The organism is Rhizobium sp. NPDC090279 (assembly GCF_044769665.1).
Lineage (GTDB): Bacteria > Pseudomonadota > Alphaproteobacteria > Rhizobiales > Rhizobiaceae > Rhizobium.
In genome coordinates, this window is the sequence record NZ_JBIVYI010000003.1 from 356684 (window position 1) to 378975 (window position 22292).

Consider the following 22292-nt stretch of genomic DNA (forward strand, 5'->3'; position numbering starts at 1 on the left):
CCGTAGCAACCGTCTCAGCCCGGTGGATAGACGCCGAGGAAGCGCTGCAGGAAATCCGTCAGCAGCATGGTCGGGATGAGCAGCACCAGCGTCAGCGTGCCGATGAACAGCGGATACGTGCCGCAGATCATTCTGAGCATGCGCGCCAGCGAAAAGATGATCGCCATCATCAACGCCAGCCATAGCAGCGCCACGAGCCCGCTGGAGCCTGGAATGAAGGCGATCAAGGCGATGAGCAGGGCGTTGAGATAGGATGTTGGCACGCCGAGCCAGTTCACCACGACGACGATCGGCGCGAATTTCTCACCGAAGCGGAAAAACAGCAGCAATACGCCGGCAAGGACGAGTGGCACCAGCCAGTTCGCTGCCTCGACCAGCGCGAGGCGCAGGAAGAAGGCGAGACCGGTCGCTGTCTCGGGCGGCATGGCGCGCAGATAGGCCTGTTGCCACCACAGCCAGGAAATGCCGATCGACGGCAGGCTCCAGAAGATCGCCCAGAAGGAGCGCAGCATGCCGCGGTCCGATATGTCCAGATACTGGAAGCCGCGTGCATCCATGCGTATCAGCAGCCAGAGGCCGGACAGGTAATATTGGACTTCCTTAAAGCTCGGCATTCTCGAACCAGCGCTGGATGAAGGTCTGGTAGATCCCGGTCAGCGTTTCGAGATCCGAGACTGCCACGCGTTCGTCGACCATATGCATGGTCTGGCCGACGAGGCCGAATTCGACGACCGGGCAATAATCCTTGATGTAGCGGGCGTCAGACGTGCCGCCGGTGGTCGAAAGCGCCGGCCTTTGGCCGGTGACGTTTTCGACCGCGGAAGAGAGCGAGGCGATCAGCGCATTGTTGCGCGTCAGGAAGACCTGGCTCGGGCGCTCCGACCAGACGATGTCATATTTCGCCGGAGGGCGCCCGGGGCGCAGCGTCTGGTCGGCCGCAGCCGCATCCAGGCGAGCCAGGATTTCGGCCTTCAGCGCATCGGCCGTCCAGGTGTCGTTAAAGCGGATGTTGAAGGTCGCGGTCGCCTTGGCGGGGATGACGTTGGTGGCCGCATTGCCGACGTCGATCGTCGTCACTTCGAGGTTCGACGGCTGGAAATTGTCCGTGCCGGCGTCGAAGGGCGGATCGAGCAATGCCTCCGTCAGCTTGATGATGCTGCGCACCGGGTTGTCGGCCAGGTGCGGATAGGCGGCATGACCCTGCACGCCATGGACGGTGATGACGCCCGAGATCGAGCCGCGGCGGCCGATCTTGATCATGTCGCCAAGCCGGTCGGGGTTGGTCGGTTCGCCGACGAGCGACGCATCCCATGTCTCGCCGCGCTCGGCCGCCCATTGCAGCAGCTTCACCGTGCCGTTGATCGCCGGTCCCTCTTCGTCGCCGGTGATCAGGAAGGAGATCGAGCCGGCGGGCTTGCCATGTTTTTCGATATGGCGGGCCACGGCCGCCGCGAAACAGGCAATGCCGCCCTTCATGTCGACGGCGCCGCGGCCGAAAAGCTCGCCATCGGCGATTTCGGCGGCAAAGGGCGGGTGGCTCCAGGAAGCGGCATCGCCGACAGGCACGACATCCGTATGCCCGGCAAACATCAGATGTGGTCCATCCGTGCCGAGCCGCGCGTAGAGGTTTTCGATATCGGGCGTTCCGGGCTCGCTTGCCGTCATGCGCTCGACCTTGAAGCCGAGTGGCAGCAGCATGTCGGCAAGCGCGGTCAAGGCACCGCCTTCGGCCGGTGTGACGGAGGCACAGCGAATGAGGGTCTGCAGATTGGTGACGGGATCGGTAACGGTCATCGGAGGCAACTTATCCGGCGGGAAATGGCAAAGCGATGGCAAGGATCGGGGATGAGTCGAAAATCCTTGCCGCGATTCCAGCAATCGCACAGGCATGCTCACCCGGCAAGCATGAGGGAAGCGCGATATGGCAACCGCGCTTCCAAAAATTTGCGAAATCAGTCGCGCAACAGCTCGTTGATGCCGGTCTTCGAGCGGGTCTTCTCATCGACGCGCTTGACGATGACGGCGCAATAGAGACTCGGAGCCGGCTGGCCGTTTGCCATGGTGTTGCCGCTCGGCAGCGCGCCGGCGACGACGACCGAGTAGGGGGGGACTTCGCCGTAGGTGATCTCGCCGGTGGCGCGATCGACGATCTTGGTCGACTTGCCGATGAAGACACCCATGCCGAGCACCGATCCCTCGCGGACGATGCAGCCTTCGACGACTTCGGAGCGGGCGCCGATGAAGCAATTGTCTTCGATGATCGTCGGGCCGGCCTGCATCGGCTCCAGCACGCCGCCGATGCCGACGCCGCCGGAAAGATGCACATGCTTGCCGATCTGGGCGCAGGAGCCGACCGTCGCCCAGGTGTCGACCATCGTACCTTCGCCGACATGGGCGCCGAGGTTGACGAAGGACGGCATCAGGATGGCGTTGGGAGCGATATAGGCGGAATGACGCACGACGGCGTTCGGCACGGCGCGGAAGCCGGCTTCGCGGAAGCGGTTCTCACCCCAGCCCTCGAACTTCGAGGGAACCTTGTCCCACCAGGTGGCGCCGCCGGAGCCGCCTTCGACGATTTTCATGTCGTTCAGGCGGAAGGAGAGCAGAACCGCTTTCTTGAGCCACTGGTTGACGGTCCAGTTGCCGTCCGCACCGCGCTCGGCCACGCGAACCTTGCCGCTATCAAGGAGATTGAGCGCCGTCTCGACGGCGTCGCGGACTTCGCCGCGCGTCGACGTGTTCACATTGTCGCGATTGTCGAATGCAGCCTCGATGGACTTTTCGAGGGAGGCGAGGTCGGTAGCGCTCATGGGAATTCCTTACAACGTCAGGGCCTATCGTGATTTCCGGATAATGGTCCGGAAACGGTCGATAGGTCCTATAGCATGGAGTACGAAAATGGAATGTCTTTTCCGCGGCGATTGAGCTTGGATTCAAGGCGTTGTAGGGGCATATGCAAGAGCTTGGCTATTTCTGTTTGCGGATGGAAACGGCCCGTGATGATCGATTTGAAAGGCATGAATAGATGAGCAAGGGCAAGAACGGCAGGCTGAGGCGCAAGGATGGGGTTTGGGACCCGTTGAAGACGAGTTCGGCGGACAAGCAGCGCGCCGAGTCCGTGCCACGCACGCCGCAGTCGATGTCGCCTTCCTACCGGCTTGCCTATGCCGACGAGGATTTCCTCTGCCGTGAGGAATTGCGGCCGATCCGCCTGCAGCTGGAATTGCTGAAGACCGAGATGTCCCTGACCGAGCGCGGCATCAAGTCGACCGTCGTCATGTTCGGCGGCGCGCGCATTCCGGCGCCGGGCACCAACGCATGGGCTGCCCGCAACGACGTCCAGCGCGCCAATCTTGAAGCGGCATCGGTCTACTACGAGGAGGCGCGCAAGTTCGCCCGGCTCTGCTCCCGCTATTCAGCCGGCTTCGATTACCACGAATACGTCGTCGTCACCGGCGGCGGCCCGGGCGTGATGGAGGCGGGCAATCGCGGCGCGGCCGAAGAAGGGGCGCCGTCGATCGGCCTCAACATCGTGCTGCCGCACGAGCAGGCGCCGAACGCCTATGTAACGCCGGAACTCAGCTTCAATTTCCACTATTTCGCGATTCGCAAGATGCACTTCATGGTGCGCGCCAAGGCGATCGCGGTATTCCCGGGCGGCTTCGGCACGCTCGACGAACTGTTCGAGTGCCTGACGCTGATCCAGACGGGCCGCATGGAGCGCCTGCCGCTCATCCTCTTCGGCGAGAAGTTCTGGCGCAGCATCATCAATTTCGACGCGCTGGCCGAGTTCGGCACCATCGCGCCCGACGATGTGAACCTCATCAGCTTTGTCGATACAGCGGATGAGGCGTGGAAGATCGTCACAGACTTCTACGAACACGACAACGGGCACTGACAACGAAAGCCCGCCGTCGCATGGGCGAGGGCGGGCTTTCGTTCATGGAGCTGTTGCTGGAGCGATCGGCTTAAAGCAGCGGCCGGCCCGGCATATCGTCCAGGTTGACCACGCCGTCGTGGTTGCGGTCCAGCCGGTCGAAGAGCTTGTTCATGGCGTCTTCGGCTTCCTTCTTGCTGATCTGGCCGCTCTGGTCGGTATCGGCAAAGCGGAAGATCATCGCGCCACGCATGAAGCCGCCTTCGTGCATGAAGCGGCCATGCGGCCCGTGATGGCGATGGCCTTCGCCGCCCTTGTCGTTGTCATTGTCGTTTTGAGCCTGGTCGCTCTTGGACTGGTCGGCGGGAGCCTGATTGCCCTGCGCCTGATTGCCTTGAGCTTGGTCGCTGCCCTGAGCCTGGCCATTTTGTGTCTGATCGCCATCGGCCTTGGCATGCTCGGCGCGCCACTGCTTCATCTGCTCCTGGCGGTAGGCGCGATATTCGCCGGGGGTGATTTCGCCATCGTGATTGACATCGATCTGGTCGAAGATCTTGTCGACACCCGCCTTGACTTCGTCCTTGGTGAGCTTCGTATCGCCGGGATTGCCGAATTCCTTCAGCATGCGCACGTAAAGGACTTCAGGCGAAAAATGTGGTCTGTGCCAGCGGCCTTGATGATGATGCCTGCCCTGGCCGTCGCCATCATGCGAGGCGGCGAGTGCTACCTGCGCGGCACCACCCAGAAGCAGGGTTGCGGAAAGTCCGGCCAGAAGAAGTTTTTTCCCGTTCATCGCTTTTCCTTTCGTGTCGAGGAATGGTCAAACGATACGGCTGGTCGTTGAAAACGACCAATTAAACCTCTGTAAGGCGCATGAAACTTTGGTAACCCCGTTCTAATGAATGGTTAAACCAGCGCCTTGAGAAAAGCGGTGAGATCGTCGGTCACATAGTCGATGTGATCGTCTTCGCCGGTCGTGCGTTCCCACCATTCGACGACGGCCGTCTCCAGATTTTGCGGCACGAGCAGCACCGTCTTCATGCCGAGCGCCTTGGGGACGGTGAGATTGCGTGGCAGGTCCTCGAACATGACGGCCCTCTTCGTGTCGACTCGATTGAGGCTCATGAACTTGTCATAGGTCGTGCCGGCCGGCTTCGGCACGTAGTCCGCCGCAACGATATCGAAAATATCATCAAACCCGTCGAGGATGCCGAGAGCGCCTGCCGTCGCCTGGGCGTGTTTGACGCTGCCGTTGGTGAAGATGAACTTGCGTCCCGGCAGCGCCTTGATGGCGGCGGCAAGCTCCGGCTGCGGCGTCAGCGCCGAATAGTCGATCGCATGCGCCTTCTCCAGGAAGTCGTTGGGGTCGATGCCATGATGGATCATCAGTCCCTGCAGGGTCGTGCCGTGCTCGAGATAATATTGCTTCTGCAGCTTGCGGGCGTCTTCACGCTCCATCTGCAGGAGAGCGGAAACATAAGCCGTCATGTTCTTGTCGATCTGGGCGAAGAGATCGACATGATGCGGATAAAGCGTGTTGTCGAGATCGAACACCCAATCGCGGATGTCGGAGAAATCTGATGGCTGGGATAGGTTTTTTGTCTGGCTCATGCGGTCTTATCGCACGCCCTCTCGCGCAAGGGGAAGGAAAATAATCATGCTGCGGCATCTCAGCCTTTTTGGGGAGATTGCCGTGTGATCCAATGCCGGCTATGATTTTATCATTGATTTCCGGGGTTTTACTCTATTTGCCATGTGAGGGAGAGCCCAGGCTCTTTTGGGTCGCGGAGGGGATGCGATGAGTCAGGTGGAAAAGGCGCAGGAATTCGCGCGGCTGCACAAGAAGGGTGAGCCGCTGATCCTTTTCAATATTTGGGATGCAGGCTCTGCCAAGGCTGTCACCGAGGCCGGAGCGAAGGCGCTGGCGACGGGTAGCTGGTCGGTTGCAGCCGCCAATGGCTTCGGCGACGGTCAGGCAATCCCGCTATCGCTGCTGGCGGTGACCGCCCGGCTGATTTCCGTGACGAGCCCCTTGCCGCTGTCGGTCGATTTCGAGGGCGGCTATGCCGTCGAACCCGAGGAAGTCGCCGCCAATGTCGAAAAGATCATGGATCACGGCGCCATCGGTATCAATTTCGAGGATCAGGTGATCGGCGGGCAGGGTGTTCACCCCATCGAGACGCAGGCTGCGCGCATCCGCGCGATACGGGAAATGGCCGATCGCCGCGAGATACCGTTGTTCATCAACGCCCGCACCGATCTTTTCCTGCAGGAAAGCGACACGGCGCATCATCAGCTCCTGCTGGACGAAGCCTATCAGCGCGCCGATGCGTTTGCCGAGGCCGGCGCCAGCGGCTTCTTTGCACCGGGGCTTGCCGAGCCGGAATTGATCGGCGCCCTGTGCGAACGCTCGCCGCTGCCGGTCAACATCATGGTGCGGCCGACGACACCCGACAACGATACCATGGCAAGGCTGGGCGTCAGCCGCATCAGCTATGGACCGGCGCCCTACCGTTCGATCATGGGAATGCTGAAAAGCGAAGCCGAAGCGATCTACCGGCCGGCTTGAGCATAGTAGGAAGCAACAAACCCAGCTTCGACAGGTGGGTGCATTTAGGCAAACGACGACAGGAGCGAATATGTCCGAGCGCGACGCCAAGCTCCACGGTTGCTGGCGATTGATTTCTATGGATACTGAGCTTCAGGATTCAGGGGAGCGCAGTCAACCGTGGGGCGACCACCCCAATGGCTACCTTATTTTCGGCTCCGATGGGCGAATGATGGTACTGGTGACCGCACAGATGAGGGAGCCGGGGAGTACAGACGAAAAACTGGTGGGACTTTTCCGCACATTGATGGCCTATACCGGACGCTATCGGATAGAGGGGGATAGGTTCATCACAAAGATCGACTCATCTTGGAATGAAGCCTGGAACGGCAGCGAGCAGGAGCGAATCTACAAGCTTGATGGAGACACGCTCGAGGTTTCTACCGCCTGGATGCCGAACCCGTTGGTGTCGGGAAATCCTATAGGAAGGGCTGTTCTTAGTTTTAGACGCGAGTAATTTCCCTTACGCTGAGTTCGCAGCTGGTCGCTGGTTTGCAGCCATAACATAACCCCGCCCGCTGACCATGTGGCCGGAGGGTTTTGGTCCAAGCCATCGTGATGTCCATTGTGCTTCGCAACCCAACGGAATCACGACGGATTGAAATCACTCGATTTCTTTTTCAATCAGCCTCTAAGACGCCGCTGCCTTTAAGGGACGATCAGCGTGCCGGCACCGCGCTCGGTGAAGATTTCGAGCAGCACCGAATGCGCCGTCTTGCCGTTGAGGATGACGACGCCCTGAACACCAGCCTTGATGGCGTCGATGCAGGTTTCCACCTTCGGGATCATGCCGCCGGAAATCGTGCCGTCGGCGATCAGCGCATGCGCCTGTGCCACGGAAAGTTCCTTGATGAGCTGGCCCTGCTTGTCGAGGACGCCCGGAACGTCGGTCAGGAAGAGCAGGCGCGTGGCGCTGAGCGCACCGGCGATCGCGCCGGCAAAGGTGTCGGCATTGATGTTGTAGGTCGCGCCATCGCGGCCGGGAGCAACCGGGGCGATGACCGGGATCATCTCGGACTTGGCAAGCAGGTCGAGCAGGGTGCGGTCGACTTCGACCACCTCGCCGACGAAGCCGAGATCGAGCACGCGCTCGATGTTCGAATCCGGGTCCTTGATGGTCTTGTGCGCCTTTTCGGCGAAGACCATGTTGCCGTCCTTGCCGCAAAGGCCGATCGCCCATTCGCCGGTCTGGTTGATCAGCGCGACGATTTCCTTGTTGATCGAGCCGGCGAGCACCATTTCGACGATCTCGACCGTCTTCTGGTCGGTGACGCGCAAGCCGCCCTCGAATTTCGATTCGATACCCATCTTCGTCAGCATGGCGCCGATCTGCGGGCCGCCGCCATGGACGACGATCGGGTTGACGCCCGATTGCTTCAGAAGCGCGATGTCGGCGGCAAAGGCCTTGCCGAGTTCGACGTTACCCATGGCATGGCCACCGTATTTCACGACGATGGTCTTGTTTTCGTAACGCTGCATATAGGGCAGCGCCTGTGCGAGCAGGTTGGCTTGGAGTTCGCTTTGGGCTTCGGACATGGTGCACCCTTCGGAATTGATCGCGGCCTTTTATCTCAAGTTTTTGACAGAGGGAATAATGATGTCGGCATTAGTTGACGCTATGTCACATTTGCGTCGCCGAAATTGATGGTGCAGACACGTTTGCCGACGCCAAGTTTTCTTCTAAAGATAGTGCAGGCGTTGAAACCGGGGATTTGGATGGCGAGCGAGGAGACGGAAGCGCTGATCGGTCGCGTCGCGATGCGCGATCAGAAGGCCTTTGCCGCGCTCTATAAGCGCACCAGTCCGAAACTTCTTGGCGTTTGCCTGCGTATCGTCGGCAATAAGGCGGATGCGGAAGAGATTTTGCAGGAAGTCTATATCAAGGTCTGGCAGCGGGCCGAGCAATTTGCTGTTGCGGAAGGGCCGGCCATACCCTGGCTGACGACGATCGCGCGCAATCGAGCCATCGATTTCATCCGCGCCCGAAAGCCGGTGGCCGACGAAATAGACGCCGCCTACGATCTCGCCGACCTGGAACCGGGCCCCGAAGAGCAAGCAATTGTGAAGGGGGAGGGCAGGCGGATTGACAGGTGCATGGAAGAGTTGGAAGCTGATCGCGCACGGGCTGTTCGCAGCGCCTATGTCGAGGGCTTGAGCTATCAGGAGCTCGCCGACCAACACGCTGTGCCATTGAATACTATGCGCACCTGGCTGCGCCGAAGCCTGATCAGACTGAGAGAGTGCATGGACCGATGAGTACGCCCGATCAAAGTAAGGGAGGCCGCTCCCGCGATGAAGTCCTGGCCGGAGAATATGTGCTTGGCGTGCTCTCCCTGGAGGACCGGCAGAAGGTCGAGCGACGCATGCGCAACGACCGCCAGTTTGCCGCGATCGTCAGCCGCTGGGAGCAGAACCTCTCGGAATTCAACGAGGAATACGAAGCGGTGACGCCTGCAGCCGCCGTGTTTCCGAAGATCGAAAAGCGGATTTTCGGCGAGGCCGCCCTCGGCGCGCATCTCTGGAATTCGCTGACGCTCTGGCGCTCGGTCGCCTTCGGCTCGCTGTTTCTGGCTGCCGGCGTCCTTGTCTTCGCCATCACGAACGAGGGCGGCTTGCCCACGAGCCCCGGCAAGCAGCTGACCGCGTCCCTTGCCGGCCAGAACAGCCCGTTCAATCTTCTCGCCAATTATGATGTCGCCAACGGACGTTTGAAGGTGACGCCGGTTGCCGCCGGCAAGCCCGAGGAGAAGTCGCTGGAGCTCTGGCTGATTCGCGGTAGCGATCCCGCCGAGGCATTGGGCATCCTGCCGGCGACCGGCGATGGCGAAATCGTCCTGCCGCCGGAACTTCACGGTAAATTGACCGAGGGCGCGATCATCGCCATCAGCGTCGAACCCTTCGGCGGCTCGCCGACCGGCAAGCCGACAGGCGATGTGGTCGCCTCCGGCACGATCCATTTGCCCTGAGAAGTTTCGTCTCGCGAAAAGCGATCGCGGCTGAAACTCTTTGTCCGGGTGCTCCGTATCTTCTTCCGACCCCGCCCGATCGGGGCAACAGAGAGGAAGAGGAAACGTTATGATCAGGACCGTGTTTCGCATTGCTGCCGTCGGCGCAATGCTGTCAGCCGCAACCAGCCTTGCCTATGCCAAGGACCCGATGGTGGGTGGCGCGGCAATGTATCCCAGCAAGAACATCATCCAGAATGCGGTGAACTCCAAGGACCACACGACGCTGGTCGCGGCCGTCAAGGCTGCCGGCCTCGTCGACACGCTGGAAGGCAAAGGCCCGTTCACGGTCTTTGCTCCAACCAACGAAGCATTCAAGAAACTGCCACCCGGCACGGTTGAAACGCTGCTGAAGCCGGAAAACAAGGCAACGTTGACGAAAATCCTGACCTGCCATGTCGTCGCCGGTGACGATATGGCTGCCGCCATCAAGAAAATGTCGATGAGCAACGGCGGCGAATATGATCTGAAAACGGTCGGCGGCTGCACGATCAAGGCCATGGAAAAAGGTGGCAAGCTGACGCTGACCGACGAAGCCGGCGGCACCGCTCATATCACCATCGCCGACGTCAAGCAGTCGAACGGCGTGATCCATGTCGTCGACAAGGTGTTGTTGCCGAAAATGTAATCCTCCGCGGCAACACGGCCGCCGCCCCCCTGACGCGGGGCTGGGAGCGGCGGCCTCATTGACGTGGTACAATGTTTCAGACCGGAATGCCGACCGTGAGGCCGATGGCCTCGCGCAGTTCCTGAAGGCCGACGCCCTTTTCCGAAGAGGTCGCGAGAATGCCCGGATAGGCGGCCGGGCGCTTGCGGATTTTTTCGGCGGTATCGGCCAGCAGCCTCGGCAGGCCCGCCTCCTTGATCTTGTCGGTCTTTGTCAGCACGATCTGATAGGAGACGGCCGCCTTGTCGAGCAGGCCCAGGACCTCCTCGTCGTTCTTCTTGATGCCGTGGCGGCTGTCGATGAGGACATAGACGCGCTTCAGCGTGGAACGGCCACGCAGATAGTCGAAAACGAGCTTCGTCCAGGCATCGACCTGTTCTTTCGGCGCTTCGGCATAGCCGTAGCCGGGCATATCGACCAGAGCCATCGGCGGCAGGTCGCCACCTTCGCCCGAAAAGCCGTCGGGAACGAAATAGTTGAGTTCCTGCGTGCGCCCCGGCGTATTCGAGGTCCGTGCCAGACCCTTGTGTCCAACGAGGGCATTGATCAGCGACGACTTGCCGACGTTGGAGCGGCCGGCAAAAGCAACTTCCAACGGTCCTTCCGGCGGCAGAAATTTCATCGCCGGCACGCCGCGGATGAAAATCCACGGACGCCCGAAAAGCGGCTTGTCGTCTTTTGTCGTCTGGTCTGCCATTTGCTCGATCTTTGCTTGGTTCAGTGGACTGGCTTCAAGCTTTTGCCCTCGAAAGTCAAGTTTTGATCGGCATGCGGTTTCGTGCCGGCGCGCTTCATTGTCGGTACAAGGGGCATGCAACGACTAACCGCAGCACTTGGCAGCATTGGCCGACCCACAGCAGGTGGCGGCTTGCGCCTGCTCTGCAGTCAGCCACCGGTCACGTGGCTTGCAACTAGCGGTGCGGGGAGTGAGTTCGACATACGCCGCGCCATCGCTGATAACGGGAGTTGACGCGCAGTAAAGCTGCATCGGCTGTACCCCGTCGCTGACCTCAAAGGTCAGCCTGGCAGAACCGTTGAGTTGCACGTGTTCGGAAACTTTGCGGATAATCGCAGCGAACTTGGCCGCTGGCATATGCGTGCGGTCGCCTTCCTCGATATCCCAAAGCTGCACGAAAATTTCAGCCCACGCTTCCGAGTTGGCGCCGCAGTCCAGGGCGGCAAACTGCCCGGCTTTGACTTCCGTGACATGGTATCCGCGCCTCACCGACCGGCCGTCATAGCGGAATATAAGCGGCAGATCGCGGCAGGTGGCCAAGGTTTCGAGCAGAAGGCCAAGGTTGACATCGGAAGATTGGGCCTTGTCGATCATATTCATTTGAGATATTCCTCATTTCAATATTTCAAGGATTATTGAATTATGGATGAACGTCAAGCCCTCACATCGTTCGGCGCGCTCTCGCAGGAGAGCCGCCTGCAGATCGTCCGCATGCTCGTCGTTGCCGGTCCCGACGGCATGGCTGCAGGCACGATTGCAGAGAGACTCGAAGTGTCGCCATCGAATGTCTCGTTCCATCTCAAGGAACTGGATCGGGCCGGCCTCGTCAGTCAACAGCGGGAATCCCGCTCTATTGTCTACACGGCCAATTACGATGCGCTTGGAGATCTCGTCCGCTTCCTGATGGAAGATTGCTGCGCGGGGCATCCCCAGGTCTGCACGCCGGCGGTGCAGGTCGCTGCCTGCTGTTTATCCACGCGGGAAACCGTTCGATGAATGTGTTGATCCGGTTCGGGACGTAAAACCATGACGTCTTTTCCGCTTTCGCGCCGGCTTGCCGCTGAGGCGTTGGGGACTGCCCTTCTCGTCGCGACGGTCGTGGGCTCGGGCATCATGGCGGATAGGCTGACGAGCGATACGGCGCTTGCGCTGCTCGCCAATACGCTGTCCACGAGTGCGATCCTCGTCGCGCTGATCATCGTCCTCGGGCCGATATCCGGCGCTCACTTCAACCCGGCCGTATCGCTGGTTTTCACGATTCGTCGCGAACTGACCGCGATGTCGGCTCTGAGCTACATCATCGTGCAAATCCTTGGTGGCATTACCGGGACGATCCTCGCGCATGCCATGTTCGAACAACCGTTGCTACAGGTCTCGACAACCATCCGCAGCGGCGGCGCGCAATGGCTCTCCGAGGTGATCGCCGCTTTCGGCCTTGTCTTCATCATCCTTACCGGCCTGCGGTTCCGCTCCGGCGCCGTGTCATGGCTGGTGGGCCTCTACATCACGGCTGCATACTGGTTCACCGCTTCCACCTCCTTCGCCAATCCGGCTGTGGCAATCGCCCGCTCGCTGACGAATAGCTTTGCCGGCATTCGCCCTGTCGACCTGCCTGGCTTTATCGTCGCGGAAATCCTCGGCGCATTGCTGGCGCTGATGCTTGCGCAATGGCTGCTGATGGACGTTCGCAATCTTCGACCTCTCCCGGAAAAGGAGCCCATGCCATGACCATGGACGTGACGATCTATCACAATCCCGATTGCGGTACCTCGCGCAACACCCTGGCGATGATCCGCCATGCGGGCATCGAGCCGCGCGTCATCGAGTATCTGAACAATCCGCCAAGTCGCGATGATCTGGTCAAGATGATTGCCGATGCGGGTTTGACCGTCCGGCAGGCGATCCGCGAAAAGGGCACGCCCTACGCCGAGCTCGGTCTCGGCAATCCTGAGCTCACCGATGCCCAGTTGCTCGATGCCATGTTGGCCTGTCCGATTCTGATCAACCGTCCGTTCGTCGTCACGCCAATGGGCACGCGTCTTGCCCGGCCTTCGGAAGTTGTTCTGGATATCCTGCCCGACACGCATAAAGGCTCTTTCACCAAGGAAGATGGCGAGCAGGTTCTCGATGCCGAAGGCAAGCGTCTTGCCTGAACGGGTGTCTCTTCTTGCCCCGTTCGTCCTGGCATTCGCTATGGAGAATATCGGAATTACGCCGTCACTTGCCATCACCGCAGCTCTGGGTGGGCTTTCCACCGTTGCTTTGTCGTCTATCGCAGCATTGCGATGACGGCTATGGCCGGCGGATGCTTGCCGCCCGCGCCTCTTCGATGGCTGAGTTGCTCTCGGATTTCCTGCCGCCAAATAAAGAAAAGCCCCACCGAAGCGGGGCTTTTCCGTTTATTTCGATGGGGCCGGTTTTCGTTTGAAGAGGCTCTTCAGATTGTCGAAGAGCTCCAACTTTACACCGTGGCGCTTCATGATGATCGACTGCTGGATGACCGAGAGCGTGTTGTTCCAGGCCCAGTAGATCACGAGACCGGCCGGGAAGCTCGCCAGCATGAACATGAATACCAGCGGCATCCAGTTGAAGATCATCGCCTGGGTCGGGTCCGGCGGCGTCGGGTTCATGCGCATCTGCAGGAACATGGTGACGCCCATGATCAGCGGCCAGACGCCGAGATGCAGGAAGGTCGGAGCCGCGAAAGGCAGCAGGCCGAACAGGTTGACGATCGAGGTCGGGTCCGGGGCGGAAAGGTCCTGAATCCAGCCGAAGAACGGTGCGTGGCGCATTTCGATGGTGATGTAGATCACCTTGTAGAGCGAGAAGAAGATCGGGATCTGCAACAGCACCGGCCAGCAGCCCGCGATCGGATTGATCTTCTCTTCCTTGTAGAGCTGCATCGTCGCCTGCTGCAGCCCCATTCGGTCGTCTCCGAACTTGGCTTTGAGCTCTTCCATCTTCGGCTGCATGCGCTTCATGTTCGCCATGGAGGCATATTGCCGGCTGGCGAGCGGGAAGAAGAGCGCCTTGACGACGATGGTGGTGCAGAGGATTGCGACGCCGAAGTTGCCGAAGTAGCGGAAGAAGAAGTCCATCAGCTTGAACATCGGCTTGGTGATGAAATAGAACCAGCCCCAGTCGATCAGGCGGTCGAAACGCGGGATCGAGTAGCTGGTCTCGTAGCGGTCGATGACCGGAACTTCCTTGGCGCCGGCAAAGACCAGGTTCTTCAGATCCTGCGACTGGCCGGGAGCGATGGTGACGGCATCCTGCTTGTAATCGGCCTGATAGCGCGGCGTACCGTCGGTAAAGTGCGAGAAGCGTGCGTCGTAAGCCGTCGACTGCGGCGGCACGATGGTTGCAGCCCAGTATTTGTCCGTCATGCCGAGCCAGCCGCCGGTCGCCTTGGCGGGCGTCGTGGCTTCCTTTTCGGTTGCCGCATATTTGGTCTCGATCAGGCCGTCGTCGCCGATGACGCCGATGAAGCCTTCATGCAGGACATAGGCGGACGGCGTCTCGGGCTTGTTGTAGCGGGTAACGCGGCCGTAGCTCGACAGCGAAACAGGCGCCTGGCCGCTGTTGGTGATCTTGTCGGTGATCGTGAACATGTAGCGATCGTCGACAGAGATCGTGCGGCTGAAGGTGATGCCCTTGTCGTTGGTATAGGAGAGCGTCACCGGCGTCTTGTCGGTCAGCTTGTCGCCGCTTGCCAGTTTCCACACGGTGGACGGGCCGGGGACGGCGCCTGTCGCATCGCTGCCGACATAGCCGAGTTCGGTAAAGTAGCCGTCCTTGGTGTCGGCCGGGCTGAACAGCGTGATGATCGGGCTGCTCTTGCTGACGGTCTCGTGATAGGCCTTGAGCTGAAGATCGTCGAAGCGGGCGCCTTCCAGGTTGATGGAGCCGGCCAGTGCGGGCGTGTCGATGATGACGCGCGACGAAGCGGTCTTGGCGACCGACTGCTCGAGGGTGAGGACCGTCGGCGCCGTCTGACCACCCGCCGGCAGCGAACCGTTCACGGCCGCGCCTGCTGCGGGCGATTGCGTCGTCTGGGCCTGCTGCGCCTGCTGGTGCGCCTTGGCGGCCTGTTCGGCCTGGCGCTGCGCTTCGAGGCGCGGATTCATGTAGAAAAACTGCCAGCCGAGAACGATCAGCACAGACAGTGCAATTGCTATGTAGTAATTGCGTTTGTTTTCCATCATACTTTCCTGGAGCGGTCGTTTTCCGACCGCCGATGTTTCGGCCTGTTTTCGACGCGGCTTACGAGTTCGCTCGCCAATTTTTCGAAAGGCGCGGTCAGCACCTCGCGTCGCGCGACAACCACATAGTCGTGTCCGGGCTGCATTGCAAACCCCGCATGAAGCCGCACGGCTTCTTTCAGCCTGCGCCGCATGCGGTTGCGCTCCACCGCGTTGCCATGTTTTTTGGTGACGGTAAAACCAACGCGGGGGTCGGCGTCGGCAAGCTTGCGGTCCAGCATTTCTATGAGGAAGAAGCTGCCTCTGCGCTTCTCGCCCTCGCGGGCGGCAAGAAACTGCGGCCGGCTTTTCAGCCGCCCGACAGTCTTTTTTGGTCGTTCATTCGTCAATTTGCCCGCCATCCTGGATTATCGGGCACTTCGGCCGTTAGGCCGAAAGACGCTTGCGGCCGCGGTTACGGCGAGCGGAAAGAACCGCACGGCCGCCCTTGGTAGCCATACGCGAACGGAAACCGTGGCGACGCTTGCGGACAAGCTTGGATGGTTGGTAGGTACGCTTCATTTATTTAAACACCGCGGAGTGCGGCCCTTCTTGAGCTTTGCTTCAAAAGCAAGCAGCGTTGTTGATTATGGCGAATGGACTTCTCCCGCAAAAGCAGGCTCCATGACCGGACGTGCGCGGGCTTATAAGGATCAAGGCCCCGGAAGTCAATTATAGCGGCGCAGATTCCTTGTTTTCCGGTTATTTCAACCACCCAGCGAGAACTTTCGCTTCTCCTTCGGGGTTCTGCACCTTGCGTTGAATAATCGATGAAGTAAACTTAAGTAATCTCTTGAATATTATGAGAAATAAGCGGTGCACAGATAAAAGATACTTCAAGGTAACGTTAATGATTTTCGCCGATATCTAGACTGTTGCCGGAAAACCCATCGATTTGTGGGGGATGGGCCGGCGCCGGAGGGATATTGTGAAAATTCGCGGCAAAATAAATCTGCTTGTGTCTGTCATGGCTGGCGCGGCGCTGCTGATCGGCGGCACGGCCCTTTATGCATTGCACCAATATGACCTGAGATTGCAGAGCTACGAGCAGACCGCCAGCCGCGCCTACATGGGCGAGCGCCTGAACCGTTATGTGACCGCGGTGGTCATGGAAGCGCGCGGAATCTACGCCGCGGCCGCGGCAAAGGACTCCAAACCTTTTGCAGATGGGTTGATGGCCGATCTCGACGAGATCGACAAGGTGCTGACGGCCTGGGCGCCGCTGGTTCCGGATACGCAGAAGGCGGAATTCATCAAGCTGCAGGCCCGCGCCCAGGAGTTTCGCACCTTCCGCACCGAGACGGCGCGACTCGGCGTGACGGACGGTCCGGATGCTGCCAGCAAGCAGGGTAACAACGAGGCGAACCGAGCCAATCGCAAGGCCTTCCAGGCCGAGATCGATGCCGTCGTCGTGACGGACAAGGCCGAACTGGCGAAGGCCGAGACGGAGATCGCAGCCTTCCACAACAACGTGCTGTCGATCGTTCTCTGCATCATGATTGCGGGCATCGGCGCAGGCATCGGCCTGGGCGCCTATATCGGCACGGTCCACCTGAGCCGCCCGATCCGCAAGGTAACGGATGCCATCAAGAGGGTCGCGGACGGTCATTTCGATATGGAGGTGCCGTTTGCCGGCCGTCGCGACGAGATCGGCGAGATGGCGGCGGCGGTCGACGTCTTCAAGGAGAACGGCAAGGCCGTGCGTCGTATGAATGCCGAAGAGACGGCCATGCGGGCGAAGAGCGACGAGCTTCAATCGAGCATGTCTCTGGCCGTTTCGGCGGCTGCCGCCGGCGATTTCAGCCATCGCATCGGCAAGGACTATGGCGACGCCAACCTCAACCGCTTCGCTGGCAACGTCAACGAACTGCTTGTCAGCGTCGATACGGGCATCGGCGAAGTCCGCCGCGTCATTGCGAGTCTTGCCGAGGGCGATTTGACGCAGGCGATGAAGGGCGAATTCCAGGGCGCCTTCGCCGAGCTGCAGCAGAACGTCAACACGACATTTGCGACGCTCAAGAGCACGATGCGCGAAGTGCGCGAGACCACCGGCTCGATCAACTCCAACACCAACGAGCTGCGCCACGCCAGCGACGATCTCTCCAAGCGCACCGAACAGCAGGCGGCAGCTCTGGAGGAGACCTCGGCGGCGCTCGATGAGATCACATCCGTCGTGCAGAACTCCACGGAACGGGCGCGCGAAGCGAGTGTCATGGTGAGCGAAGCAAAGGACGACGCCGCACGCTCCGGCACGGTCGTTCGCAACGCCATCGATGCCATGGGGCGTATCGAGCAGGCGTCCGGCGAAATCAGCCAGATCATCGGCGTCATCGACGACATCGCCTTCCAGACCAATCTGCTTGCGCTCAACGCCGGCGTCGAGGCTGCGCGGGCGGGCGAGGCCGGCAAGGGGTTTGCCGTCGTTGCGCAGGAAGTGCGCGAACTTGCCCAGCGTTCCGCGACGGCCGCCAAGGATATCAAGGCCTTGATCGGCAAGTCGGGTGACGAGGTGCAGGTCGGGGTCAAGCTCGTGCAGGCGACCGGCGAAGCGCTGTCGTCCATCGAGGCGCGGGTCCTCAAGATCAACGATCACATCCACTCGATCGCAACGGCGGCACGCGAGCAGGCAACCGGCCTGTCCGAGGTCAACAATGCCGTCAACCAGATGGACGAAGTCACGCAGCGCAACGCAGCCATGGTCGAGGAGACATCGGCCGCAACCCATCGTCTGGCGGGCGAAGCGGATGGCCTTGTCCACCTCGTCTCCCGCTTCAAGGTCGACGCGGTCGCCGGTTTCGCGCCGGTGCCTGCCCGCGCCGAGACGCATCGCCCCGCAGTCTCGCCGGCGCGCCGCATGATCAACAAGGTCGCAACCGCCTTCGGCGGCGGGGCGTCTGCACCTGCCACCGCGACGCAGGGCTGGGAAGAATTCTGATCCTTTCAAAGGGGCCGGCTGATGCGCCCGAATGTCGCGGCCGGCCCTGTTCACTCTTCAAACTGTACAGTCGATTGGAAAAAAGCCCACAATCGCCTATTATGTAGTTTCGATTAAGTCGCCATCAGGTCGCTTTGCAGCGAAGCGGGACAGTTGAAATGGACAGTGGGCAGGACAAGGGCGCCGTAAAGGACGGCAAGGTCGAGAAGGGCCGCCTGTCCCAGTTTTGCCGCCCCACGGGCATTTTCGGCGGCCTTTCCGGCAAGCTCCTCATTCTCACCGTCGTCTTCATTTCTCTGGCGGAAGTGCTGATCTTCGTGCCCTCCGTCGCCAACATGCGGCTGCGCTGGCTCGAGGATCGGCTGAACACGGCCGCCGCCGCCGCCATCGTCATCGATGGCCTGCAGCCCGCGGAATTGCCGCGCGCCCTGCAGAAGGAGACGCTGATGGCCACGGGCACGCGGGCCATCGTCTTGCGCAAGGACGGCACCTCGCGCCTGCTGGCGACGGCTGAAATGCCGGCCTCCGTCGACGAGAAATACGACCTCAGCGACGTGTCCCAGCTCACCGCGATCAAGGATGCGCTCGATACGCTACTGTTCGGCGGCAATCGCATCATCCGCGTTTTCGGTCCGGTCGGCGGCGACGCCAACACTGGTGTCGAGGTCGTGCTGAAGGATACCCGCCTGCGCAACGCGATGCTTGCCTATTCGGTCAGCGTCTTCTTCGTCTCCATCCTGATCTCGCTGTTTACCGCAACGCTGATCTTCTTCGCGATCAACCGCATGATGATCCGGCCGATCCGCCGTCTGACGGACAGCATGCAGGCCTATTCGGACGATCCGGAGGACCCAGGCCGCGTTCTCGTTCCCGAAAAGGGTGGAGACGAACTGGCCGTCGCAGGCCGGCATCTCGCCTCCATGCAGTCGCAGTTGCAGAAAACCCTGAAGCAACAGAAGAACCTTGCGGCACTCGGTTTGGCGGTATCGAAGATCAATCACGACATGCGCAATATCCTCTCGGCCGCGCAACTGATGTCGGACCGTCTGGTCGATGTCGATGATCCGATGGTCAAGCGCTTCGCCCCGAAGCTGCTGCGCACCATCGATCGCGCCGTCGGCTATACGACCGAGGTCCTGTCCTATGGCCAGACCTCGGAATCGGCGCCCCGCCGGCGCAAGATCCGTATATTCGAGCTGATCGAGGAGGTGCGCGATATCCTGGCGATCGATCCGGACACCGGCATAGAATTCGTCGAGCAGCTCAACCCCGATCTGGAGGTCGACGCCGATAGCGAGCAGCTGTTCCGCGTGATCCACAATCTCTGCCGCAATGCTCTTCAGGCACTGATCGCTTTCGCCGAGGCGGAACCGGACAGCGTCAGGCGCATCACGGTTTCGGCACATCGAATCGGCAGCGTCGTCAGCATCACCGTCGACGATACCGGCCCGGGCATGCCGCAAAAGGCGCGAGAGAACCTGTTCACGGCCTTCCGCGGTTCGGCCCGCTCCGGCGGCACTGGCCTTGGCCTGGCGATCGCCCGCGAGCTGGTGCTTGCCCATGGCGGCACGATTGCACTCGTCGAAAAGCCGGCGGCCGGCACGCAGTTCCGCATCGAGATTCCCGACCGCCCGGTTTCCCTCGACGACTATCGCAGCAGAAGCTTGCAAGAAAAGTGATTGTTTTCAGCTGCTTGGCGTCAACATGCACGAAAATCTCGATCTTTTTCAGAAATCCACTTGCATTCCCTCAAGGGACGCTTTAGAGAACCGCCCACGCCAACGGTTTCTTCCGTTTCGGCCACGCACCCGTAGCTCAGCTGGATAGAGCACCAGACTACGAATCTGGGGGTCAGGAGTTCGAATCTCTTCGGGTGCGCCATTTCTTCCTTAAAATCTCGATTTGATTCCTGCGCAGCGGCTTGGCGCAAGCCCTGGTGTTGTTCGGCATAGTTCTCGTCCGGCAAATCGTATCGCCGCGTGGCGGTCGTCTCGTGTTCCGGCTTTGCACTATCTGTCTCAGACAGCGCAGCGCGGTCCAGCAGTCGCGACCTTAGATCCATATCTTCGCTCAACGATGAATTGGGTTCATGGACAGAATGAATGCGGATCATTTGAGCCAGTGAACGTTGAGTTATATGCTTCCTTCAACACAGGAAGGAAGAACCATGTATATCCCAAGCAAAGACCGTTACGACGACGTCGCCTATGCGCGGTGCGGCATGTCGGGGCTCAAGCTGCCGCCGATTTCGCTGGGTCTCTGGCAGAACTTCGGGGGTGCCGATGTCTTCGAAACCGGTCGATCCATCATCCGGCGTGCCTTCGACCGCGGCGTCACGCATTTCGACCTCGCGAACAATTACGGGCCGCCCTACGGATCGGCCGAGGAGAACTTCGGCAAGATTCTGGGGGCTGATTTCTCTGCCTATCGCGACGAGCTGATCATATCGTCGAAGGCGGGGTGGGACATGTGGCCGGGACCCTATGGCATCGGCGGCTCCCGCAAGCATGTGTTGGCTTCGCTCGACCAGAGCCTGAAGCGCATGAAGCTCGACTATGTCGACATCTTCTATTCGCATCGCCCCACCGAAGATGTTCCGCTTGAGGAAACGATGGCGGCGCTGACGCAAATCGTTCGGCAGGGAAAAGCCCTCTATGTCGGCATTTCTTCCTACGGTCCCGAGCGCACGCGCGCAGCATACGAGCTTCTGAAGAAGGAGGGTGTTCCGCTTCTCATCCACCAGCCGTCCTACTCCATGCTGAACCGCTGGATCGAGGACAAGCTGCTCGACACGCTGCAGGAGCTGGGGGTGGGCTGCATTGCCTTTTCTCCGCTTGCGCAGGGCCTGCTGACGTCGAAGTACCTGAACGGCGTTCCCAAGGACGCCCGGGTAGCGCGTTCCGGTTCGTTCAGCGAGCAGCTGCTGAGCGAGGAGGCCATCGAGAAGGTGCGTGGATTGAATTCCATCGCGCAGTCGCGCGGCCAGTCCCTCGCACAGATGGCGATTGCCTGGACGCTGCGCCATCCCGCCGTGACCTCGGCGTTGATCGGCGCCAGAAACGTCGAGCAGCTCGACGACTCCCTCGATGCCCTGAACAACACGAAGTTCACGGAAGACGAGCTGAAGAATATCGATCGGTTCGCAATCGAGAGCGGCATCGACCTCTGGCGTCGCCAGTCGCAGATCGTCTGATCGTACATCGTTTCCCGCTCGTTCCCTCCGGAACGGGCGGGGCTCTCCTGCGGTCATCCCGCCAGACGCTGAAGGCCGTTTTGCGAGCGGATGATGTTGATGAGAATGCGAAGGGCCGGATGGTTGTGGCGTCTGCTGCTGTAGTACATATGAAACGGAGCGCCCTCGGAGGAATATCGTTCGAGAGCGATCTCCAAAGCGCCTTGTGAAAGCTCGGAAGCGATTCTCGCTTGCAGCAGATAGGCCAGGCCCAGGCCGGCCTTGGCCGCCTCGATCGTCGTCGTCGTATCGTTGATCGTTATCAGCCCGGGAACGCGAAGCCTCTGCTCGTCGTCTCCCTTGCCCAGCTCCCAGCGATAGGCGGCATTGTCGCCGAGGAGAAGCTGAAGGCACTTGTGGTTGGCGAGGTCGTCCGGCGTGTTCGGCCGGCCATTCGCCTCGAAATATCCGGGAGAGCCTGCGACCACCCACCGTTGCTGTCCGGTCAAGGGAACGGCGATCATATCTTCCGGGACGTGATGGCCATAACGCATTCCGGCGTCGTAACCTTCGGCAACGATGTCGATCGGGCGGTCGTCGACAACGATCGTCAGCCGCACGTCGGGGCATTGCCTGGCAAATTCCGGCAAGGCCGGCGCGACCAGCAGATGCGCCGCGTCGCGAAAGACGTTCAACCGGAGCTGGCCGAACCGGGCGGTTCCAGGCGCCTGCAAATCTTCGAGCGCGGACGCGATGAGATCGAAGCCTTCCTCGAGCCGTTCGGCAAGTTTCGCGCCGAGGTCGGTCGTCGAGACCGCACGGCTTGTCCTGTTCAGCAATTTCGCCCCGAGTCGCGTCTCGAGCCGCCGGATGGCATGGCTGGCGGCGGAAGGCGTGAGGCCGAGTTCGATCGCGGCCCCGCTGAAGCTTCGCCGGCGAACCACCGCCAGAAACAGTCGAAAATCAGCAAGGTCCGTTCTTTCGGGCGTCGACATGGATGATTGCGGCTCATATGAGGAATGATTGTCATTCAGCATAAACGGCCGGATCT

Annotated in this window: 24 protein-coding genes and 1 tRNA gene; 13 read left to right on the forward strand and 12 right to left on the reverse strand. The window is 60.5% G+C overall.

Annotation, left to right across the window (positions count from 1 at the left end):
* Positions 1-14: 14 nt before the first annotated feature.
* The 3 genes from ACIQWP_RS09725 to dapD all read right to left on the reverse strand — a co-directional run bounded on the left by ACIQWP_RS09725 (position 15) and on the right by dapD (position 2810).
* On the reverse strand, positions 15-614 hold the full coding sequence (locus tag ACIQWP_RS09725) for a hypothetical protein (RefSeq protein ID WP_402785533.1): 600 nt from the start codon (positions 612-614) through the stop codon (positions 15-17).
* Entirely contained in the window at positions 601-1794 is a 1194-nt protein-coding gene (gene dapE / locus ACIQWP_RS09730) for a succinyl-diaminopimelate desuccinylase (RefSeq protein WP_402785536.1), read from the reverse strand. The genes ACIQWP_RS09725 and dapE overlap by 14 nt, the downstream gene beginning before the upstream one ends.
* A 158-nt stretch (positions 1795-1952) precedes the next feature.
* Positions 1953-2810, reverse strand: coding sequence for a 2,3,4,5-tetrahydropyridine-2,6-dicarboxylate N-succinyltransferase (dapD, locus tag ACIQWP_RS09735; protein WP_402785539.1), 858 nt, complete (start codon positions 2808-2810; stop codon positions 1953-1955).
* 215 nt (positions 2811-3025) lie between these two features.
* Here dapD and ACIQWP_RS09740 point away from each other — a divergent pair, with 215 nt between their 5' ends.
* A complete protein-coding gene (locus ACIQWP_RS09740; RefSeq protein WP_402785542.1) occupies positions 3026-3898 on the forward strand; it encodes an LOG family protein in 873 nt (290 codons plus the stop codon).
* A 70-nt stretch (positions 3899-3968) separates the two neighbouring features.
* Here ACIQWP_RS09740 and ACIQWP_RS09745 read toward each other — a convergent pair whose 3' ends face one another.
* Together ACIQWP_RS09745 and ACIQWP_RS09750 are read right to left on the reverse strand one after the other, a co-directional pair.
* Entirely contained in the window at positions 3969-4670 is a 702-nt protein-coding gene (locus ACIQWP_RS09745; RefSeq protein WP_402785545.1) for a calcium-binding protein, read from the reverse strand.
* Positions 4671-4783: 113 nt separating this feature from the next.
* Complete coding sequence (locus ACIQWP_RS09750) at positions 4784-5488, reverse strand: pyrimidine 5'-nucleotidase (RefSeq protein WP_402785548.1); 705 nt, start codon at positions 5486-5488, stop codon at positions 4784-4786.
* Between the two features lie 187 nt (positions 5489-5675).
* Here ACIQWP_RS09750 and ACIQWP_RS09755 point away from each other — a divergent pair, with 187 nt between their 5' ends.
* Both ACIQWP_RS09755 and ACIQWP_RS09760 read left to right on the forward strand, forming a co-directional pair.
* Positions 5676-6446, forward strand: coding sequence for an isocitrate lyase/phosphoenolpyruvate mutase family protein (locus ACIQWP_RS09755; RefSeq protein ID WP_402785551.1), 771 nt, complete (start codon positions 5676-5678; stop codon positions 6444-6446).
* Positions 6447-6516: 70 nt separating this feature from the next.
* Positions 6517-6942 carry a lipocalin-like domain-containing protein gene (locus ACIQWP_RS09760; RefSeq protein WP_402785554.1) on the forward strand — a complete coding sequence of 142 codons (426 nt, stop codon included), beginning with the start codon at positions 6517-6519 and terminating at the stop codon, positions 6940-6942.
* Between the two features lie 191 nt (positions 6943-7133).
* Here ACIQWP_RS09760 and argB read toward each other — a convergent pair whose 3' ends face one another.
* A complete protein-coding gene (argB, locus tag ACIQWP_RS09765) occupies positions 7134-8021 on the reverse strand; it encodes an acetylglutamate kinase (protein ID WP_069611182.1) in 888 nt (295 codons plus the stop codon).
* Positions 8022-8201: 180 nt separating this feature from the next.
* Between argB and ACIQWP_RS09770 the strand changes: the two genes are divergently transcribed.
* From ACIQWP_RS09770 to ACIQWP_RS09780, 3 genes are all read left to right on the forward strand, one after another.
* Complete coding sequence (locus ACIQWP_RS09770) at positions 8202-8741, forward strand: sigma-70 family RNA polymerase sigma factor (protein WP_402786105.1); 540 nt, start codon at positions 8202-8204, stop codon at positions 8739-8741.
* Positions 8738-9451, forward strand: coding sequence for an anti-sigma factor domain-containing protein (locus ACIQWP_RS09775; RefSeq protein WP_402785559.1), 714 nt, complete (start codon positions 8738-8740; stop codon positions 9449-9451). The genes ACIQWP_RS09770 and ACIQWP_RS09775 overlap by 4 nt, the downstream gene beginning before the upstream one ends.
* 109 nt (positions 9452-9560) lie before the next feature.
* On the forward strand, positions 9561-10118 hold the full coding sequence (locus tag ACIQWP_RS09780) for a fasciclin domain-containing protein (protein WP_402785562.1): 558 nt from the start codon (positions 9561-9563) through the stop codon (positions 10116-10118).
* Positions 10119-10194: 76 nt separating this feature from the next.
* Here ACIQWP_RS09780 and yihA read toward each other — a convergent pair whose 3' ends face one another.
* Together yihA and ACIQWP_RS09790 are read right to left on the reverse strand one after the other, a co-directional pair.
* Positions 10195-10854, reverse strand: a complete 660-nt coding sequence (yihA, locus tag ACIQWP_RS09785; RefSeq protein ID WP_402785565.1) for a ribosome biogenesis GTP-binding protein YihA/YsxC — start codon at positions 10852-10854, stop codon at positions 10195-10197.
* Positions 10855-10977: 123 nt separating this feature from the next.
* Entirely contained in the window at positions 10978-11493 is a 516-nt protein-coding gene (locus ACIQWP_RS09790; protein ID WP_402785568.1) for a DUF6428 family protein, read from the reverse strand.
* 42 nt (positions 11494-11535) lie between these two features.
* Here ACIQWP_RS09790 and ACIQWP_RS09795 point away from each other — a divergent pair, with 42 nt between their 5' ends.
* The 3 genes from ACIQWP_RS09795 to arsC are packed head-to-tail and all read left to right on the forward strand — an operon-like array spanning position 11536 to position 13046.
* A complete protein-coding gene (locus ACIQWP_RS09795; RefSeq protein WP_402785571.1) occupies positions 11536-11889 on the forward strand; it encodes an ArsR/SmtB family transcription factor in 354 nt (117 codons plus the stop codon).
* A 30-nt stretch (positions 11890-11919) separates the two neighbouring features.
* Complete coding sequence (locus ACIQWP_RS09800) at positions 11920-12621, forward strand: aquaporin (RefSeq protein WP_402785574.1); 702 nt, start codon at positions 11920-11922, stop codon at positions 12619-12621.
* Positions 12618-13046 (forward strand): arsenate reductase (glutaredoxin), encoded by a 429-nt coding sequence (gene arsC, locus ACIQWP_RS09805; RefSeq protein WP_402785578.1) that lies wholly within the window; start codon positions 12618-12620, stop codon positions 13044-13046. The genes ACIQWP_RS09800 and arsC overlap by 4 nt, the downstream gene beginning before the upstream one ends.
* A 246-nt stretch (positions 13047-13292) precedes the next feature.
* On the opposite strand, the gene yidC is transcribed toward arsC, so the two are convergent.
* The 3 genes from yidC to rpmH are packed head-to-tail and all read right to left on the reverse strand — an operon-like array spanning position 13293 to position 15656.
* The gene (yidC, locus tag ACIQWP_RS09810) at positions 13293-15095 is read right to left on the reverse strand and encodes a membrane protein insertase YidC (protein ID WP_402785581.1); all 1803 of its coding nucleotides are present in this window, start codon (positions 15093-15095) and stop codon (positions 13293-13295) included.
* The gene (gene rnpA / locus ACIQWP_RS09815) at positions 15095-15496 is read right to left on the reverse strand and encodes a ribonuclease P protein component (RefSeq protein WP_402785584.1); all 402 of its coding nucleotides are present in this window, start codon (positions 15494-15496) and stop codon (positions 15095-15097) included. Before rnpA ends, yidC begins: the two co-directional genes overlap by 1 nt.
* 25 nt (positions 15497-15521) lie before the next feature.
* Positions 15522-15656, reverse strand: coding sequence for a 50S ribosomal protein L34 (gene rpmH, locus ACIQWP_RS09820; protein ID WP_092843085.1), 135 nt, complete (start codon positions 15654-15656; stop codon positions 15522-15524).
* Between the two features lie 406 nt (positions 15657-16062).
* Between rpmH and ACIQWP_RS09825 the strand changes: the two genes are divergently transcribed.
* The 4 genes from ACIQWP_RS09825 to mgrA all read left to right on the forward strand — a co-directional run bounded on the left by ACIQWP_RS09825 (position 16063) and on the right by mgrA (position 21262).
* Positions 16063-18069 carry a methyl-accepting chemotaxis protein gene (locus ACIQWP_RS09825; RefSeq protein WP_402785589.1) on the forward strand — a complete coding sequence of 669 codons (2007 nt, stop codon included), beginning with the start codon at positions 16063-16065 and terminating at the stop codon, positions 18067-18069.
* A 158-nt stretch (positions 18070-18227) separates the two neighbouring features.
* Positions 18228-19748, forward strand: coding sequence for an ATP-binding protein (locus ACIQWP_RS09830; protein ID WP_402785592.1), 1521 nt, complete (start codon positions 18228-18230; stop codon positions 19746-19748).
* 125 nt (positions 19749-19873) lie between these two features.
* Positions 19874-19950: transfer RNA gene (locus ACIQWP_RS09835), tRNA-Arg, on the forward strand.
* Between the two features lie 286 nt (positions 19951-20236).
* Entirely contained in the window at positions 20237-21262 is a 1026-nt protein-coding gene (gene mgrA / locus ACIQWP_RS09840) for an L-glyceraldehyde 3-phosphate reductase (RefSeq protein WP_402785595.1), read from the forward strand.
* 53 nt (positions 21263-21315) lie between these two features.
* Here the strand turns inward: mgrA and ACIQWP_RS09845 are convergent, their stop codons facing one another.
* Complete coding sequence (locus tag ACIQWP_RS09845) at positions 21316-22236, reverse strand: LysR family transcriptional regulator (protein ID WP_402785598.1); 921 nt, start codon at positions 22234-22236, stop codon at positions 21316-21318.
* Positions 22237-22292: the final 56 nt, after the last annotated feature.